The organism is Shewanella sp. Arc9-LZ, from assembly GCF_010092445.1.
In the GTDB taxonomy this organism is placed as follows: Bacteria; Pseudomonadota; Gammaproteobacteria; order Enterobacterales; family Shewanellaceae; genus Shewanella.
On the sequence record NZ_CP048031.1, the window covers coordinates 373,457 to 390,934 of the forward strand.

The 17,478-nt window shown below is 44.9% G+C and carries 18 protein-coding genes; all 18 read right to left on the reverse strand.

Features of this window, described 5'->3' with window-relative positions:
• Positions 1-26: 26 nt before the first annotated feature.
• On the reverse strand, positions 27-1,253 hold the full coding sequence (locus GUY17_RS01785) for a beta-ketoacyl-ACP synthase (protein WP_162022116.1): 1,227 nt from the start codon (positions 1,251-1,253) through the stop codon (positions 27-29).
• The gene (locus GUY17_RS01790; protein WP_011635828.1) at positions 1,250-1,975 is read right to left on the reverse strand and encodes a 3-ketoacyl-ACP reductase FabG2; all 726 of its coding nucleotides are present in this window, start codon (positions 1,973-1,975) and stop codon (positions 1,250-1,252) included. Before GUY17_RS01790 ends, GUY17_RS01785 begins: the two co-directional genes overlap by 4 nt.
• A gap of 63 nt (positions 1,976-2,038) precedes the next feature.
• A complete protein-coding gene (locus GUY17_RS01795; protein WP_162022117.1) occupies positions 2,039-2,530 on the reverse strand; it encodes a hotdog family protein in 492 nt (163 codons plus the stop codon).
• 4 nt (positions 2,531-2,534) lie between these two features.
• Complete coding sequence (locus tag GUY17_RS01800) at positions 2,535-3,737, reverse strand: beta-ketoacyl-[acyl-carrier-protein] synthase family protein (RefSeq protein WP_162022118.1); 1,203 nt, start codon at positions 3,735-3,737, stop codon at positions 2,535-2,537.
• A gap of 106 nt (positions 3,738-3,843) precedes the next feature.
• Entirely contained in the window at positions 3,844-4,464 is a 621-nt protein-coding gene (locus GUY17_RS01805) for a DUF3261 domain-containing protein (protein WP_162022119.1), read from the reverse strand.
• Entirely contained in the window at positions 4,454-5,722 is a 1,269-nt protein-coding gene (locus GUY17_RS01810; RefSeq protein ID WP_162022120.1) for an NAD(P)/FAD-dependent oxidoreductase, read from the reverse strand. Before GUY17_RS01810 ends, GUY17_RS01805 begins: the two co-directional genes overlap by 11 nt.
• Positions 5,712-8,120 carry an MMPL family transporter gene (locus GUY17_RS01815; protein ID WP_162022121.1) on the reverse strand — a complete coding sequence of 803 codons (2,409 nt, stop codon included), beginning with the start codon at positions 8,118-8,120 and terminating at the stop codon, positions 5,712-5,714. Before GUY17_RS01815 ends, GUY17_RS01810 begins: the two co-directional genes overlap by 11 nt.
• Positions 8,120-8,971 (reverse strand): outer membrane lipoprotein carrier protein LolA, encoded by an 852-nt coding sequence (locus GUY17_RS01820; protein ID WP_162022122.1) that lies wholly within the window; start codon positions 8,969-8,971, stop codon positions 8,120-8,122. The genes GUY17_RS01815 and GUY17_RS01820 overlap by 1 nt, the downstream gene beginning before the upstream one ends.
• On the reverse strand, positions 8,971-9,402 hold the full coding sequence (locus GUY17_RS01825; RefSeq protein WP_162022123.1) for a thioesterase family protein: 432 nt from the start codon (positions 9,400-9,402) through the stop codon (positions 8,971-8,973). Before GUY17_RS01825 ends, GUY17_RS01820 begins: the two co-directional genes overlap by 1 nt.
• Positions 9,403-10,965 (reverse strand): histidine ammonia-lyase, encoded by a 1,563-nt coding sequence (gene hutH / locus GUY17_RS01830; protein ID WP_162022124.1) that lies wholly within the window; start codon positions 10,963-10,965, stop codon positions 9,403-9,405.
• A 4-nt stretch (positions 10,966-10,969) separates the two neighbouring features.
• Complete coding sequence (locus GUY17_RS01835; protein WP_162022125.1) at positions 10,970-12,790, reverse strand: glycosyltransferase; 1,821 nt, start codon at positions 12,788-12,790, stop codon at positions 10,970-10,972.
• Positions 12,787-13,179, reverse strand: a complete 393-nt coding sequence (locus GUY17_RS01840; protein WP_162022126.1) for a thioester dehydrase — start codon at positions 13,177-13,179, stop codon at positions 12,787-12,789. Before GUY17_RS01840 ends, GUY17_RS01835 begins: the two co-directional genes overlap by 4 nt.
• Complete coding sequence (locus GUY17_RS01845; RefSeq protein WP_162022127.1) at positions 13,172-14,539, reverse strand: AMP-binding protein; 1,368 nt, start codon at positions 14,537-14,539, stop codon at positions 13,172-13,174. The genes GUY17_RS01840 and GUY17_RS01845 overlap by 8 nt, the downstream gene beginning before the upstream one ends.
• Positions 14,532-15,083 (reverse strand): hypothetical protein, encoded by a 552-nt coding sequence (locus GUY17_RS01850; RefSeq protein WP_162022128.1) that lies wholly within the window; start codon positions 15,081-15,083, stop codon positions 14,532-14,534. The genes GUY17_RS01845 and GUY17_RS01850 overlap by 8 nt, the downstream gene beginning before the upstream one ends.
• Positions 15,083-15,331, reverse strand: a complete 249-nt coding sequence (locus GUY17_RS01855) for an acyl carrier protein (RefSeq protein WP_101084964.1) — start codon at positions 15,329-15,331, stop codon at positions 15,083-15,085. Before GUY17_RS01855 ends, GUY17_RS01850 begins: the two co-directional genes overlap by 1 nt.
• Before the next feature lie 8 nt (positions 15,332-15,339).
• On the reverse strand, positions 15,340-15,594 hold the full coding sequence (locus tag GUY17_RS01860) for a phosphopantetheine-binding protein (protein WP_101084965.1): 255 nt from the start codon (positions 15,592-15,594) through the stop codon (positions 15,340-15,342).
• A 27-nt stretch (positions 15,595-15,621) separates the two neighbouring features.
• Positions 15,622-16,476, reverse strand: a complete 855-nt coding sequence (locus tag GUY17_RS01865) for a 1-acyl-sn-glycerol-3-phosphate acyltransferase (protein WP_162022129.1) — start codon at positions 16,474-16,476, stop codon at positions 15,622-15,624.
• Positions 16,469-17,248, reverse strand: a complete 780-nt coding sequence (locus GUY17_RS01870) for a beta-ketoacyl synthase chain length factor (protein ID WP_162022130.1) — start codon at positions 17,246-17,248, stop codon at positions 16,469-16,471. Before GUY17_RS01870 ends, GUY17_RS01865 begins: the two co-directional genes overlap by 8 nt.
• Positions 17,249-17,478 lie beyond the last annotated feature (230 nt).

Below are 17,478 nucleotides of genomic sequence, written 5' to 3' on the forward strand. Positions count from 1 at the left end.
TGCAAAGGAGCTATACCCTTATATGATTAACGCCAACGTTTAAAAATCAATGAAGTATTAATGCCACCAAAAGCAAAGTTATTACTCATAATATAGTCGGTGTCGATATGACGAATATCGTCTTTAATGTAATCGAGCGGGGCGCATTCTGGGTCGACATGATTAAGATTGAGTGTTGGTGCAAACCAGCCTTCATTCATCATGTTAATACTAGTCCATGCTTCCAATGAACCACAGGCTCCTAGGGTATGACCGGTATAACTCTTTAATGACGATATTGGCGTTTCTGTGCCAAATACTGCATGAGTCGCGGCAGTTTCAGCTATATCACCGCGATCAGTAGCGGTGCCATGAGCACTGATATAACCGATGTCTTGTGCCGATAGTTGGGCATCTTTTAAGGCTAAACGAATCGCTACTTCCATGGTATTAGCATTGGGTTGAGTGACGTGTTGGCCATCTGAGTTGGTGCCAAAACCAACCAACTCAGCATAAATATTTGCACCACGGGCTTGAGCATGTTCAAGCTCTTCTAATATCAAAGTACAAGCACCTTCACCGATAACCAAACCATCGCGGCTCTGGTCAAATGGGCGTGGCGTTAGCTCTGGAGTTTCATTTTGGGTGCTGGTGGCATACAAAGTATCAAATACCACCGCCTCAGTAGGACAAAGCTCTTCACCGCCGCCCGCGAGCATAATGGTTTGCATGCCATATTTAATCGCTTCATAAGCATAGCCAATGCCTTGACTGGCAGAGGTACAGGCACTGCTGGTGGTGTGAATACGGCCTTGCAGGCCAAAGAACACCCCAATATTAACCGCGGTAGTGTGGGCCATCATGCGGATATAACTGGTGGCGGTTAACCCCGACATTTCGCCTGTTTTTAACATGTCACCAAAGCCCATAATGGGATCGGTACTGCCTGTAGATGAACCGTAAGCAACGCCAACTTGACCGGAATTAAGGATGGGGTCGTTCAACAAACCTGCATCTTCAAGGGCTAATTCACTGGCTCGTGTCGCCATCATGGATACTCGCCCCATAGAGCGGATCTTTTTACGTGAATAATGGGCAGGTAAAGAAAAATCAGTCACTGGCGCTGCCAGTCGAGTATTTAGACCTGGGTAACGATCCCATTCATCCATACGAATAACGCAGTTGTGTTTGGCTAATAGGCTGGCTTTAATTTGTTGCCAGTCTTGGCCTAATGCGGAAATCCCGCCCATACCGGTAACGACTACACGCTTCATATCATGCCTCCGTTAACGGAGATCACTTGACGAGTTATGTAGGCTGCATCGTCTGATAATAAAAAGTTAGCTAGCCCGGCTATTTCACTGGGTTTGCCCATGCGTTTCATCGGCACTATTTGGTTGACAATATCAGTTGAAATATCTGTGACCATGTCGGTTTCAATCAACCCTGGTGCGATACAATTGACGGTAATTTTTCGTTTAGCTAACTCAAGCGACAAGGCTTTAGTTGCGCCAATAATTCCCGCTTTTGATGCGCTGTAGTTCACTTGGCCACGATTACCTGCAATGCCTGACACTGAGGCTAGGGTGATAATACGTCCGCCTTTACGTGCTTGCACCATTGGCATCACTGTAGGATGGATAACATTATAAAAACCATCAAGGTTAGTGTGGATCACACTGTCCCATTCATCTTCGGTCATCGCAGGGAAGGCGGTGTCGCGATTAATACCCGCATTAAGAATAACGCCATAATAGGCACCATTTTCGGCAATGTCCGTTTCGATAGCAAGCTTGACCGCTTGGCGGTCGGCAATATCAAATTGCAGTAAACTAACCTGCACACCAAGATCTAATAAGGTTTTTTGTACTTGCGCTGCGGCAGCATGATTGCTGTGAAAGTGCAGCGCAATATCGAAACCATTCTCGGCTAATTTAATTGCGATGGCTTTGCCTATTCCTCGGCTTGAACCGGTAACTAATACTCTATTATTCAAAATGTCTCTCCGTGATTGATTCGAGGAACTCCAATGGGGTGTCAAAAGGTTTGTTGATCATGCTTACTCGTCGACTTGGCTTTCATCAATATAAGCCTGGGTATCTTGTGGTTGGAATACATTGACATTAGCTGCCGCCACTAACGTTTGGTGATGATAAATTTGGCAGTCAAATACCGCTAATCCAGACTCTTCCTGGTACAGCCGAGTCACCTGGGTGCGATAAGACTCACCTAAGGTAAAGGTGTCTATATGCATTTGCAGTTTGCGGGTGCCGAGTAAAAAACCGACTCGGATAGTATCGTCGCACAGTAAGGCTTCAACACCCGCTAATGCAGCAATACTTTGGGCCATATACTCGATGCCAACGTAATTAGGCACGCCATTGAGTTGAGCGTCGAAATAGGCACTATTAGGGCTAATATGGGTTGCGGTGATTAAGCAGTCTGGGCGATGTTCTAAGACACTATCAATCAAGATCATCGGTGATCGATGCGGAATAAAAGTACTTATATCTTGCGCTAACATCGCCGGCGTTGCAGTGACTATTGACATGGAACTAGGCATCCTTTCGACAAAAAATCAGGCTGGCATTACTGCCGCCAAAGGCAAATGAATTGCTCATAATAAAGTTGAGTTGGCTAAGGCCTGTATTGTTGTTGGCACTAACGAGAGCGATATTCGGGTCATTAGTATCTTGCTGCCCATCCCAGATGTGCGGCGGCAAACGCTTTTCATGGTTAAGTGGGCTTAATAACAAATAACAAAAGGCAGCTTCAATCGCGCCAGCTGCGCCTAAAGTATGGCCCGTGAGCGGCTTGGTTGAGCTGCAGGCTGGTGATGAATGACTGAATACTGCAGTGACCGCACGCGATTCCATGGCATCATTTTTGGGAGTAGCGGTACCGTGGAGGTTGAGATAATCGATTTTTTCCGCAGCAATGTTGGCTTCTGCCAGGGCTTGTTGCATAGCGGCAATAGCACCTAATCCTTGCGGGTGTGGCGCTGAAATATGATGAGCATCGGCAGACTCGCCGATCCCCGCCAACATGACGTCACTTTGGCCACGCTCTAAAGTAAATAAAGCAGCCCCTTCACCAATATTAATGCCATCACGATGGCGACTAAACGGATTGCAATGGCCTTTGGATACCGATTCTAATGCGGCAAAGCCATTAACGGTTAACTGACACAAGCTGTCTACACCCCCCACAATTACCATATCGCACATATTCGCATTGAGTAACCGCTGGGCACTGGCAAATACTTTGGCACTCGATGAACACGCTGTAGATACGGTATAACAAGGGCCTGACAGTTCAAACAACTGTTTTAAATAATCACTGGGGCTACCCAGTTCCTGCTGCGAGTAATGGTAACTCGGGGGGAAATGGCCATGTTCAAGCTGATATTTTAATGCCGCTTCGCCTTTGGAAATGCCAGAGGTGCTGGTGCCTAATACCACCCCTATCCTCTCCGATCCAAAACGCTGCTTAGCTTGCTCTATTGCGGGCACAAGTTGCTGGGCGGCAGTGTTTAATAAACGATTATTACGGCAAGCAAATAAACTGAGATGATCGGCAATTTCTATTAACCGTTTGTCATCGACGCAACCGACTAATGTAGGCGCATCGAACAATAAATTATCGCGCCATTGCATAGCACTGATATCACCGCTAATGAGACGCGGCAGCACCTCTTCTGGCGAGTTGCCCAGAGGTGTACACAATCCGATGTGAGTTATTGCTATGCGACTGTTCATGTTTAGTTTGATGGCCTATTTATCTCGGTTTATTGGATTATGCTGGAGCACTTGTTTATCAATCTGTTATTCAATCAGTTAGTTAGTTAATTAGTTAGTCAATTAGTTAGTCAATTGGGTTTATTTGCATATGAATATCGGCGGCATCGATGTCTACATTCACTTGCGCTAACCACGGGTCGATATCGCTATACGTTATCGTGATTAAGGCTCCACTGGCATCAATAAGTTGCTTACATAACGGCATATCACATGCCATAGTGACTAATTCACCGCCGGTTAAATGTTGATTAACTTGCTCCGTTGGCCAGTAAATCAACTGCATTATGGCCATTAAATACTCTGCTTTAAATTGCTCACCTAATAACAGGCTTTGCTGACTTTGCAGGGTTTGGCCATCGAACACTAACGTGAATAATGCTTGCCCAAGTGGCGCTAATCCCACTAACGTCATCTGTAGTGAATTAAGCTCCAGCTGGGTTAATAACTCGTGATTTTCTTGCCCATGGGTAAAGCTGACCATTTGGCTTAAGCTGATATCTTGCTGCGGTGACGTTGTTAACAGCGCAGAGGCTGAGCTTAGGCAATATTGTGCTTCACTGGCGAGTGGGACACAAGTTTGCCGCTCGATTTGTTGGCTGCAAGCACTTAATAGGCTTAGCAGTAATAGCGCCACCACGCGAAGCAATATTATCCCCGCAGAACGCCCCAGCAGATTAAGCAACATTGGGCTTTGGCTCCTGACATAATTCAACAATGGTATTGAGGCGTCGTTCGGACTCTTTTACAAACGGGTTGCTCATGTCCCAAGCGTAACCTGCTAAAATTGAGCAGATCATTTGTTTAATCTTGTTGTCAGCTTGTTGATAGAAAATGACATCTTGAAAGCGTCCGTCATACCAAGCTTGGACATAGGTTCTAAAGGTGTTAACTCCTTGCATTAATGGCGCAGAGTATTCGCTATCCCAATCAACTGTTTGGCCATTAAGTTGTTTATTCAAACTGGCAACCGCCATTGATGCTGACTGCATGGCAATTGTCACCCCTGATGAAAATACTGGGTCAAGGAACTCGCCAGCATTACCCAGTAAAGCAAACTGATTGGTTGCTAAGGTGGTGACATTAGCCGAATAACCTTTGAGCGTGGCACAAGGCTGAACAATATTGGCATTACTCAGCAACTGCTGTAGCTCAGGCTCTTCATTAATCACCGCTAACAATTGTTGTTCAAGGCTACCGGATAAATGCTCGAGTAAATGTGGCTCAGCCACCACGCCAATTGAGCAACGGTTATTGCTAAAAGGGATTAACCAGTACCAGATATCCTTATGTTGAGGATGAACACTGATTAAGATCTTATTACGATCAAAATGGGGATCGCTAATGTTGTCTTCAATATGGGTGAAAATGGCGCTGCGTGGCGGTAAATTTGATGGTTGTTCTAAATTCAGTAATCGCGGTAATACTCGGCCAAAACCACTAGCATCGAGCACAAATTTAGCATTCACTTGATATTGTGCACCTCGGTCATTCGTTACCGTTAAGCGAGGATTATGAGTCAAATCAATCGCATCAACTTGATGACCAAAACGGATCTCAACCCCTTGGCTGATAGCTGTGTCGGCTAGAAGTTTATCAAAATCCGCCCGTTGAACTTGAAACGTAGTCCCAGGGCCTGGTGTAAATTTATCGGTAAAGTCGAAGGTGGTGTATCGCCCTTGGTGTTGAAATGCTGCGCCATTTTTAAATTGAAATCCAGCCTGATTAACGGCGTCCAGCATGCCTGCTTGTTCGAGAAATTGCATACAACAAGGCAGTAAACTTTCGCCAATCGAAAAACGTGGAAAATGCTGTTTTTCAATAACAACAACCTGATGACCTTGTTGGCGTAAAAGGCTTGCGGCAATGGCGCCAGAAGGGCCTGCACCAATGATGGCAACGTCAACGTCCATGTTGCTGACTGTATGTGAATGACTAGATGGCATTTACAGTTTTCCTAGTAATAAATGAAATAAACGGTGCCAGTAAAAATGAAAAACTGATCCCAAAAAGAAGCGTTAAACCGAAAAAGTGAATAGCATGGGTTTGACTCAGCGCCAGTAAACCAAAAGCTAATAGTGTTGAACAGGCTGACATAAAGATTGCCATCATCACTCCGCGACTGGTGTGCTTGGCCTCGGCAAAAAATAGGCTGTAATCGATACCAATGCCTAACACCAAAATAAGCGCTAAGGCGTGAAACAAGCTAATGCTCGAGCCGACAAGCCCTAAACAAGCTAGCGTGAGCAGTACTGATAAAGCGGGGACAGCGACGATAGCGAATGCCAACTTAATACCGTATTTAATGCTAAACAGTAGGCTGGCTAAAGCAAATACCCACATCAATAGCTGTAATGTTAGTTGGCGATACTTGCCCATTAAATGGGATATATCACCGACCTTATCGATTAACCGAACTTGCCCTAAAGGCCATTCATGCTCAGTCAATCGTTGTTCAAGAGAGGCTAATGAGTGGATGCCACCGAGTAATACTATGGCGCCAAATTGCTGGGTTTGATCGGTTGTTGTGATCGCGCCAAGCCATAACGTCTGTAAATCATCATTGGCTTGGGCTAGTACCATGGTTGGGGTTAACCATTGTGATTCGGCTTGATTAAGTTGTGCCATTAGACTGGTGTTTATATTGTCATCGAGACCCATTTCACTGATTATCTCGTCTAAATGTTGCCCATAAAGCTGTTGCTGTAACTGATAGTGTTGTTGTTGTTTGGCAATGCTGGGCATAAAGCGGCTGAGACTGATAGCTTGGTCTAACTCAGCATCAGTTATGGCTTTATCCAGTACTGGTGTCAGTTGCTCTAACGTTTGTAATAAAGCTTGTTCATTGGGACCACTGACTAAAATAAATTGGTTATCGGTGCCGCCGCTGAGCAGTTGCCGTAGTTGGTTCTCTTCGGTGGTGATGGCTTCAGGGCTTTGCTGTAGCTGACGAATATCATCGTTAGAATCCGTTTGTGACAAACCGAAAAACAATATTGTTGCCAAACCAATGAGCAAAGCCGCTATAGCTATTTTTTGCCACAATTTATTCGGGGTGAAAATACGTTGTAATAGCGCCAAATAACCTTGGGCGAGGGTTAATCCTGGCGTTGGTTTAAGCGCATGGTTACCCAGTAATGGAAACACCAATAACAACGTTAGGTATGCACCAATTAACCCAGCAGCACAAAATACGGCCACTTGTTGCATTCCCGGGAATGGCGTAAAGCCAATGGCGATAAAGGCACTGGCACTGGTAGCAAGTGCGAGAGTGAGCGCCGGAAAAATCTGCTTTAAAGTGTCACTGGCGTTGTTATTAGGGTGAGCTTGTTTTTCACAATAAAAGTGAAAGCTGTAATCAATGGCGACACCAATTAAGCTGGTGCCAAACACTAATGTGAGTAAGTGCAACTCACCGAAAATACTTAAGGTGGCGACAAACGCAAACACCACCCCAGTGGTTAACGTCAGTAGTGCGGCAAATAACGGCATAATCGACCGAAAGGCCAACCAGGCTAATAAGATGATCCCTAACATGGAAATTAAGCCAATTCGGCTGATTTCTTGTTTGGCTGATTCGGTGGCGGCAATCGCATGAAAAAGCGCACCAGCTTTAAGGAAACTGACATCGGGGACATGCAGAGTCACTTGGCTAAATGCAGCATCTAATGCTTGAATTTGCTGTTGCTGAGCGGTCGGGCTAAAAGCACTGTCGCGCCCTTTGGCCATGATAATCGCAGCCACACCATCGGTAGTATCGGTGAGTAAAATGCCTTGTTGGCTACGCAGTGCACTATTAGGTGATAACGCCAGTAAGTTGGCTGGAAACATCAGTAACGGATCATTGCTGAGCAGCTGGCTGTTGGCAAAACCAAATGCGCTATAAAGTTGATTTTGGGCCGCGTTAAGCAGTTGGCGCCAATTATCTGTTTCAATCGCTTTAGCTTGCTCGGTAGTGAGTAGGGTAAAGCGATGTTCGAAATACACTTTAGCCAAGTCTTGCAGATGATCATCCGCGCCGCTACGAATGTGAATAAAGGGCTGTTGTGGCTGTTTATCTAGTGCATCCATCAGTTGCTGTGCGGCACTGATAGCTTGGTTGTCGTCATCGGCTTTTATTGCAATATACACTTGGTTAGCGAGTTGCTGTTCAACTCTGTTTAATGCTGTTTCAGTGAGTTTGTCTTGTTGTAAATGCGGCAACATCGCCAAAATATCAGTTTGAATATGCGCGCCCTGTTGCCATTGTATTAAGCCAGTGACTAACATTGTCAGTAGCAATAATACCCATAAGACAAAACGCCCAATAGGAGATAACAACGCGGTTAGCGATATGGGCTGCATTATTTAGCGGACTCATTTCCAAGACTAAAAAGCGCCAGTTCAGCTTCACTCAGTTGCCCTTGTTGGGTCTGGGTAAATTGAATTTGGGTATAGTCGCGAACATCCGCTTGGTTACTGATCATGATTAATGAACGTATAAGCGTATCGCCGCTGAGGGTAATGTTACCCATAGACGATTGCACTTGTGGGTCTTTAGCTTGCAGGCCCAGTTGCCATGACCTATTTTCGGGTTGAGTTTCGGGCTGAGTTGCTAACTGAGTTGCAGGCATAAATAAGTTGAAATCGGCACTTAAAGCAGCAATATCGCCCGCCATAATGGCTTGTAATAAACGCGGTAATTGCTGTGCAATCGGGTTGCCATTAGCCCCAGAACTAAAGTGTTGAATTTTGCCTTGGCTGTTTTGTTGGATCAACTGCTGATCTTTAAGCACCATCAAGGTGTTGAACGGACGTTGCTGCTGCCATACCAATCCTTGCGTTGGACTAAATATAAACTGTCCTTGGCTGAGTAAGGGCTTTTTAAGCACCTGTAAATGGCGTAATTGAACAAACTGACCACGAGTATCTAGTTGTAGATTCAGTTGCTGCGCTAGCGCGCTGAGGGCTTCTGTGCTGGCTGGTTGAGTATACAACGCCTGAATATCTGCTAATTGACCTTTGGTCAGAGCTTGAGGCTTTGGCTGTGTCAGCTCTGGAGTAAGTGTTTGATTATTGCTTGCTGGTGGATGTTCGCTAGCCGAGGTGGCTGCTATACACAGGCAACACAGCATAATGATGCTGCTTACTCGCGCCAATACGCGAATAAATAGGCTAGTAAAAAGTCTAACAATTACTCTGCTGCGGGCACTCATTACACTTGGCTCGCATCGAGTAATGGGCGAATTTTTTGCTGAAACACTTCAGGAGTAACAAAGCATAATTCTTGGGTAGCAATCTCAACCGCGGCTTGAATGGTATAGCCCTTGGTGATGCGCGCGTTGGTGTCGGCATCAACAATTTGATAGTTAATACGTAAGCGGTTTTCCCATTCAACAATGGTGGCGATAACCTTGATTTTTTGGTCAAAGGTGCTGCTTTTAACATACTTTACTTGCACATCGACAATGGGCCATGCATAACCGGACTCTTGCATAGTGCGATAGTTATAACCGAGTTTATCCAGTAATTGACAACGCACAACCTCAAAATAGCGTAAGTAATTACCGTGCCAAGTAATGCCCATCGAGTCGACATCGTGAAACGGGATCACCATTTCCATTTCTGTGAGTAATAAACCTTTCATTTAACACACCTCCCACAGACCCAGTTGAATTTTGTCTACTGTTTGGCGTAGTACTGCTTCTAATGGACGGTCTTCGGTTAGCAGTTCAAAATCTTCACTGACTTGAGCCAGTGTGGTGGCAAGTGAAGGTGTTAGCGAATTAGGGTCCAATTCTTTCTGTATCACCCGCAGCTGAATACCTTGGCTCATGGCCAGTAATGCGGCGGCAGCGACTTGTTCTGTCAGTTGCAATATCCGCATACAATCGCGGGCGGCAATGGTGCCCATGCTCACTTTGTCTTGATTGTGGCATTCTGTTGAGCGAGAAAACACACTGGCAGGCATGGTGTTTTTTAATGCTTCAGCAGTCCAAGCCGAAACACCGATTTGTACCGCTTTAAAACCATGGTTAATGGCTCGGCGTTCGCCTTCTGCAGCAGATAAATTAGCCGGTAAGCCATTGTTGAATTTAGGGTCCATAACTAAAGCCATTTGACGATCAATTAAATCGGCGATATTGGCTACTGCATTTTTCATCGCATCCATGGCAAAGGCAATGTGGCCGCCATAAAAGTGACCGCCATGGAGAATATGTTCACCCTCGGCATCGACAATCGGATTGTCGTTAGCGCTATTGAGTTCGGTTTCAATAAACTGACGCATAAAGGGTAAAGCATCTTGCAGTACGCCAATGATGTGCGGTGCACAGCGTATAGAATAGCGGTCTTGTAAACGGTCAGAATTACGTGGATGCGCATGATGGTTTAGGTCTTCGCGGATCCAACTGGCAATCTGGTTTTGTCCTGGGTGGGGTTTGGCGGCAAACAAAATTTCATCAAAATGATTTGCGTTGCCTTTAAGCGTTAACGATGCCATGGCAGTAATACGGCTTGATAAGCGAGTTAAGTACTGCGATCTGTCATAGGCTAAACAGGCGAGTGCTGTCATCACCGCGGTGCCATTCATTAACGCGAGGCCTTCTTTAGGGCGCAGGGTTAATGGCATTATGCCGAATTTCAGATAAACATCTTTGGTCGCTTGGCGTTTACCTTGGTATATCACCTCACGTTCGCCAACAAGTACTGCGGCAAGATAAGATAGCGGGGTTAAATCGCCGCTGGCGCCAACCGAACCTTCTTGAGGAATTACCGGGGTAATATCATTATTGAGTAGCCATTCAATGCGCTGCAGTAGCAGATAACTGACACCTGACTTACCCACAGCCAATGAGTTTAAGCGGCAAGCCATAATCGCGCGGGCTTGCATTGGGCTGAATACATCACCTAAACCACAACCATGAAAACGGGTTAAATGCAGTGGTAATTCATGGACTAAGTCTAAGCTGACATTGACTGTGCAGGAGTCGCCGTAACCTGTTGTGACGCCATATACCACGCCTTCTTCATGCAGCAAACTGTCGATGAAACGGGCGCCTTTTTGAATATATTCAACATAGTCTGCAGCATCCGCCAGTTTGACCGTTGCGCCCTTGGCGACTGCGACCACTTGTTCAAGACTTAGGTAGCTTTGGCCTAAATGCACCGTTTTTTCGGCGGCTGATGACGGTGAAGAAGTGTTGCTCATTGAATTAGTTATCCTGACTAGGTGAAGTGGTGCTGTTAGCGGGTGCAGTATTTGTATTTGACGCAGCACTTGTATTAAGTGCACTACCAGTATTAGGTGCACTACTAGTATTAGGTGCTGTAACCGTATTGACAGCAGTAGCGGAGCGCGACAGTGGACGATCAATCAACTCGTCTTTATGCCAAAAATCGTAAAAATTAAACCACTGCAATGGTGCCTGTTTGGCAAAATACTCTAAGCGCTGACTGTACAATTTCATTGCATCAGTTAAGCGTGCAATGCGCCCTGCTCGCGGGCCTTTTAAGCTATCGCTTAAGTGTTCGACATGTACTTTATAACGGCCTTGTTGGCGAATGCAAAACATGGTGTAAACCGGACAATTTAACAAGCTAGCAAGAATAAATGGTCCTTGGGGAAACGGCGCTTCATGACCGAGAAAGGGCAGGTAAACCACCCGACCTTGGCTGTTTGATGAGGTGCGATCGGCTGCAATAACCACTATTTCGCCCATATCAATTTTTTGCTGTAACAGCATAGAAGTACTGGGATCAAGTTCATTAACATGAATAAGATTAAGGCTACTTTGTGGGTTTAGCTGTTGTAATACTTTGTTAAAGTTTTCGGCGTGTTGAGTCAACACCATAACGTTGACTTTCACTTTCTGCTGGTGGATTGAAATCGCACGACATAACTCTAAATTACCTAAATGCGACACAATTAGTACGGCTCCTCGACCGGAAGCCACTTGGTTTGCCAGAATATGACGATCGTTAAAATCGACTTGATTGAGTTTGATGCGGTCGCACCAGGCATCGATCCTATCCAGAGCTGCATTACCAAAAGCAATAAAGTGATTTAGACTGTCGCGCCAATGGGTGGGTTGATGTAAATCTGGATGATCTGGAACTTGTTGCTGCACTCGGGTAAGAAAATTCATCGACGCGTGACGAGCAGAAGCACCGGTTAGAAAAAAATAACCAATAACCGGATACATAATGGCTCGGCACAACCAGTGGCCGCCTAATCTATAGCATTCTGCCAGTAATTTTATGCCCCAATAACTGCCACGTTCTCCCATTGATGACCAATGTTGATGGGGGCTTTTTTTATTCAGAATTTGTGGCAAGCGAGTCAACATAGCAAAAAATAACTTAGTGTGCATCCAGCTAATGCGTACATTGTCTTGCAAGCCTTGAAAGTGGCTAATACCGTCTTCTGGGTAGATGACTTTGGTCGGCACATGAACCACTGGAGTGCCTTGCCAGTGCAGTTTGACCATGATTTCAATATCAAAGTCCATCCGCTCACCCAGTGCATGCTGGCTTAATAACTGTTCGGTAGCCTCTAATGGATAAACCCGAAAACCACACATAGAATCTTGAATGTCGAAACTTAAGGTTTCAACCCATACCCAAAAATGGGTGATGTAACGCCCGTATAAACGCCCTTTAGGCACCGAGTCATCATAAATCGGTTGGCCAGATATTAATGCCTGTGGCTGTTGTTCTGCAGTCGATATCATTAACGGGATATCGTCTAAATTATGTTGTCCATCAGCATCAACCTGTAATACATGGCTAAAACCATCGCGGTAAGCTTGGCGTAGGCCGCTGGTTACTGCCGCACCTTTACCACGATTAAAAGGATGGTTAATGAGCGTTACCCAGCTAAATTTTTCTGCCATGGCTTGTAAAATATAACGGGTTTCATCTTGACTACCATCATCAACCAAATAACAAGGCAGATTGAATTTTGCCAAGTCAGTTAAGGTTTGTTCAATGGCAATATGATGATTGTAATTGGGAATAACCAAGGCTAGTTTCATGAGGCGATCTCATTGACTGTCGGCGCAGTAGTCACTACTGCTGGCTTAAGCACAATACGGCCAGAGGCAAACCGTTTATCTTGATCCCGATAGCTAAAGATCAGTTTTGCTTTTTGAGGCTGATGTTCAATGACCAAATCAACATAGGTGTCGGGCAAAATGAGTTGCTGAAATTTAAGCACTTCTAATGTGGCCACTTGGGCTGAATAACCAAACGCCTCACAGCCAAGTTTGACCGCCCAATCTAATTGAGTGACACCTGGTAATACGGCTTGCTGAGGAAAATGGCCATCGAAAAAGGCTAAATCTGCACTGACAAATAAACGCCATTGATAGAGATTGTTACCGCCTTCATGGCTAACAATATGCGGTAATTCTGACTTAATCATGACTAAATAAAGCGACAATTTCTGCTTGGGTACGCTTGCCTTGGCTGTTGAGTGGCAAGTGTGCAGGGTAACGCCAGCGTCGTGGTAGGGTGATGCGTTCAAACTGGCTCAATAAATGGTTTTTTAAGGCATTATTAACCGCTAATTTCCCTTCCGCTTTGAGTGTTTGCTGGCCTAATTCACTTAAACAGACTGCAGCACCTAGCATGGTGCGCGGTTGTTCTAAAACCGTGACGGCCGCTTCGCTAACAAAAGGATGAGTTTGCAGTAAATGCTCCACTTGCGCTAACGATAAGCGTTTTTCTTCAATTTTTACAATGCGGTCAAGGCGATGCAATAAACGGAACTGGCCATCATCTAACAGTTCAATTTTGTCATCACATTTTAACCATTGAGTTGGATTGTCTAAATAAACAGACTGCAGCATCAGCGCGCCATCTTGCGGGTCCATATCGACATTCACTTGGATAAATGCTTGCCATGGTTGCATGGGTTGCTGTTGGCGTCGATATCCAATACCGCCGGTTTCAGTGCTGCCAAATATTTCAATAGGTAATTGATTAAAGCATTGTTTAACTGCCTGGGCTGCATCAAAGTTTAACGGACCACCAGAGCTGAAAATTAAGCTTGGGATACGTTGTTGTTTTTGATTTTCGAGTGCATCAGGCAAGCGGGTCAATTGAGCTGGACTACTGATTAAACACAAATTTGGCATGATGGCCAAGTAGTAGCTTAAGGTTTCTGGAAAGTCGATTTGTTCACTTAAGAATGCTCGACTCGCGGCCAAAGGCCACAAAATTTTAAACAATAAACCATAGATATGCTGATGTGAAACCGTCGATACCACTGAACAATGAGGCAAATGTTCGGCAAATGTTTGCTCAAGAATACTGACTTCTGCATCCAGTTGTTGCAGTGTTTTTTTGATCGCTTTAGGCAGGCCGCTACTGCCCGAGGTGAATAACACTAATTCACCTAATGACTTGGTTTTAGGCCAAGTTGCTGCGGGTAAACTGAGTTCTTTTTTGAGCGCGATATACTCACGCACCTCACATAACGGCGTGTCGGCAATAATGGCATCAAACTCATGGTTGAGCTCACTCAAGGTGCCGCTTTGGGTGTTGGCAGGCAATATCACTTGTTTACCGGCTAACAAGGCTGCGCATAAACCAGCGGCAAATAAGTCACTGTGCTTTGCAGCAAGCAGCCAGCGCTGAGCATCACTTTGAATCAGCTGAGCATGTAAGTGGGCCACTTGCGCGCAAAACAACGATCCCGTCATGATGTCATGATGGTCAAAGCTGATTAACTGCTGCGTGGCAGGTCCTGTTGATAACCAATTGAGTAAAAGCTTATTCATGTTTTTTCAACCAAAAGCGACGATAAATCCATTCACCACTGAGCAGCAACCCCATAAGCAGGTATGCGATCAGTCCGTTGTAAAGCGTCCATATTTCAATGCTTGTTGCTATGGCGGTATAGGCAGCCACAGCACCATTAACAACAAATAACCCACACCAAAGTTTAGTGATGGTTTGTAAGTAAGGTATAGCTGAGTCTGGTAAATCCGGCTCTTTTAAACGTGCCAAGCGCTCAATCATGCTTGGACCATTAATCAGTGAATAACTGAATAATCCCAACATGCTCAGATTTATCACCACCGGATAAAACAGTAACCAGTCGTTACGTTGAGTAATGAAACTGGCCGCGGTTAATCCTATGCCCACCAGTATTGGCAATGTCATGGATTTTACTTGCTGCTTAGTGACCATAAACCGTAGCAATAATAACAAACACAGCAGCAAAGCGATTGTGCCTGGTGGTAAATACTGCAAACCAAAGTACACCGCAATAGGGTAAGCAATAATCACCAAGGTCGTAATAATCTGCAGGATTAACCGCATTAGCTTTTTATTAAGCCTTCTATGGCATCAACGACATCATTGACTGTGCGCACGGTTTTAAATGCTTCTGGCTGAATTTTTTTACCCGTCAGCTGTTGCAATTTAATCACCAAATCTACCGCATCAATGCTGTCTAAATCTAGATCTTCATACAAAGAAGCTTCAAGCGTGATATCTGCTGCCTCTATTTCAAATTCATCAATTAAAATGCCACTTAGCATCTCAAGGATTTGTTCACGATTTTGCATGCTGACTCCTAAACACGTTGAGATTCAATAAAGCTAGCTAAGCTAGCAACACTGAAAAAGTGTGCTTTAGTCGCATCAGAGTTGGCTTCAATTTTGACATCAAACTCTTTCTTAATTGCTAAGCCTAATTCAAGTGCGTCGATCGAGTCTAAGCCCAGACCTTCGCCAAATAAGGCCGCATCGGTTTCTATATCATCGACAGTGACATCTTCTAGATCTAAGCAATCAATGATCAGTTGTTTTATTTGATTGTGTAAGTTCATTTTTTGTCTTTCTTATAAGTATGGCTATCAATGTGACTTGATAGGCTGTTTAAGTGTATCAAGGTAAAATTGCTGTAAGTCGCGCGTCAGCTGTCGAGCCATTTTGGCTTCATTACCTTGTTTAGCATCATACAGCAGGTATGACATGCTTGTGCCAATTTCTACTGACATATTGATGGTTTGCCGTGGAATTTGGTACCAAGATTGTTGCTTGGTTAAGCCTGCAACATCAGTACGTAACACCACTGGTAAAATATCGGTTTTAGTGCGCAAGGCAATATTGGCGGCGCCACGCGCAAAGGAGTTAACAATATTACCGGTTAATGTTCGGGTACCCTCGGGGAAAATAATCAGATTAGTATCGGTGCGCAGCACTTGTTGGCAGTCATGTAATAGCCAATCGGCGCCACGATTAGGGATGTAACCAGCGCTGGCGAGCACGCCGCGAATAAACGGATTACGCCATAAGCTTTGTTTTACAATACAGCCCGCATTTGGCATAAGACTAATCAATACCACCACGTCCACTAATGTCGGATGATTAGCGATGACCACTTTTCCTTTAGTTTGCTGTAGTGCCTCAATATTTTTGGTGCTCACCGCTATCACTCCAGCAAAACTGAGCATGGCAACAAATGCTTTAAACATCCAGCTGACGGCTTTTTGGGCCCGAGCTACGCGCACTGTTTTCTCGCCCGGCCAAAATCGTAATAGCGGTAAAATAGTTAATGAACTCAACAAGCCGCCTAAACCAAAAGCAATATAACAACACACACCACCAACCCAGCGAGGTATATAACGTAAACCGCTGAGTTTTGGGGCTGAGGCTTTTTTTTGCTCAATAGTGTCAGCAGCTTGTGCTGTATGTTGTTGATTAGGCATGATGTTCAAGCGACCAATACCAATGGCATAATTTACCTTGGATATGCTTTTTACTAGCAATATGGTGAATTAATTCGCTCAAGCTGATGTTGTTTTGGTTGTGATTGTCGAGCGGATGATCAGATACGCTAAGGGTTATTCGCTGAGCTGATGCAGGTTGTAAAACGATGTCTGCAAGCTGTTTTTTAGCTTGTTGGGCACGGCTATTGAATGGCGCGAGGTACAAACCTAAGGCCAGGGGCAGCTCGACTTCGTGAGTAAACTCACTGTATACCGGTGGAACCGGATCATCACCAAAAACAACTAATACTGGTTGTGGCGATTGCGCTAATTGCGCGTAGGCTTCAATGAGTGCTTGAGTGAGAGTTTGTTCTCCAGCGGCAATCGATGTAGACGAAGCGGTATTGTTATTAACAATACCAAAAATTCCACTGGCAGTATTGTGCACGGATTGGCTAAAAGCCATTGGCGATAACGCCTGTTTTTGAGTGATATCTTTGAGCAAGCCCAAGGTGCGCGTGAGCTCTCCATGGCGAGATGAAAAAATACTGCGACAATTATTCTGTGGTTGGCATTGGTATGCCGCCGTAAGCATCATTTTGGTTAAGCGACTAAAGCGACGACGTTGCATAGCAGGAATATGCTTCAATGCTGGCGAGTCAGACTTAGGTGACGGGTTGCTGTTAGGCTGCTGCCATTGTAGCCAACTCTCAGGTGTCTGAAAGTCCGGCGACCATGCGCCCCATGATAGAAGCTCAAATTCTAAATGCACTACATTCCCTCTATAACGGCTTGGCTATCCTTTTCTAAGTGTTAACAATAATTATGTAATAATGAATATTCGTTAACCTTGCTAATTGTACACCTAAGTTAATGTAGATAAGAAGCTGTATGGACGAAAAAGCCTAATAGCTGATTGTTAATTCAACAAAGTGACCATTAAATAAAAAAGCGCGACGGTAACCGTCGCGCTGATAACAGATAGCTTACTAAAATAGCTTT

Coding starts and splice junctions, on each gene's coding strand:
- GUY17_RS01785 (WP_162022116.1), bottom strand. CDS start 1,253: ATGAAGCGTGTAGTCGTTACCGGTATGGGCGGGATTTCCGCATTAGGC.
- GUY17_RS01800 (WP_162022118.1), bottom strand. CDS start 3,737: ATGAACAGTCGCATAGCAATAACTCACATCGGATTGTGTACACCTCTG.
- GUY17_RS01815 (WP_162022121.1), bottom strand. CDS start 8,120: ATGCAGCCCATATCGCTAACCGCGTTGTTATCTCCTATTGGGCGTTTT.
- GUY17_RS01795 (WP_162022117.1), bottom strand. CDS start 2,530: ATGTCAATAGTCACTGCAACGCCGGCGATGTTAGCGCAAGATATAAGT.
- GUY17_RS01845 (WP_162022127.1), bottom strand. CDS start 14,539: ATGAATAAGCTTTTACTCAATTGGTTATCAACAGGACCTGCCACGCAG.
- GUY17_RS01810 (WP_162022120.1), bottom strand. CDS start 5,722: ATGCCATCTAGTCATTCACATACAGTCAGCAACATGGACGTTGACGTT.
- GUY17_RS01835 (WP_162022125.1), bottom strand. CDS start 12,790: ATGAAACTAGCCTTGGTTATTCCCAATTACAATCATCATATTGCCATT.
- GUY17_RS01850 (WP_162022128.1), bottom strand. CDS start 15,083: ATGCGGTTAATCCTGCAGATTATTACGACCTTGGTGATTATTGCTTAC.
- GUY17_RS01805 (WP_162022119.1), bottom strand. CDS start 4,464: ATGTTGCTTAATCTGCTGGGGCGTTCTGCGGGGATAATATTGCTTCGC.
- GUY17_RS01865 (WP_162022129.1), bottom strand. CDS start 16,476: ATGCCTAATCAACAACATACAGCACAAGCTGCTGACACTATTGAGCAA.
- GUY17_RS01840 (WP_162022126.1), bottom strand. CDS start 13,179: ATGATTAAGTCAGAATTACCGCATATTGTTAGCCATGAAGGCGGTAAC.
- GUY17_RS01820 (WP_162022122.1), bottom strand. CDS start 8,971: ATGAGTGCCCGCAGCAGAGTAATTGTTAGACTTTTTACTAGCCTATTT.
- GUY17_RS01860 (WP_101084965.1), bottom strand. CDS start 15,594: ATGAACTTACACAATCAAATAAAACAACTGATCATTGATTGCTTAGAT.
- GUY17_RS01825 (WP_162022123.1), bottom strand. CDS start 9,402: ATGAAAGGTTTATTACTCACAGAAATGGAAATGGTGATCCCGTTTCAC.
- GUY17_RS01855 (WP_101084964.1), bottom strand. CDS start 15,331: ATGCAAAATCGTGAACAAATCCTTGAGATGCTAAGTGGCATTTTAATT.
- hutH (WP_162022124.1), bottom strand. CDS start 10,965: ATGAGCAACACTTCTTCACCGTCATCAGCCGCCGAAAAAACGGTGCAT.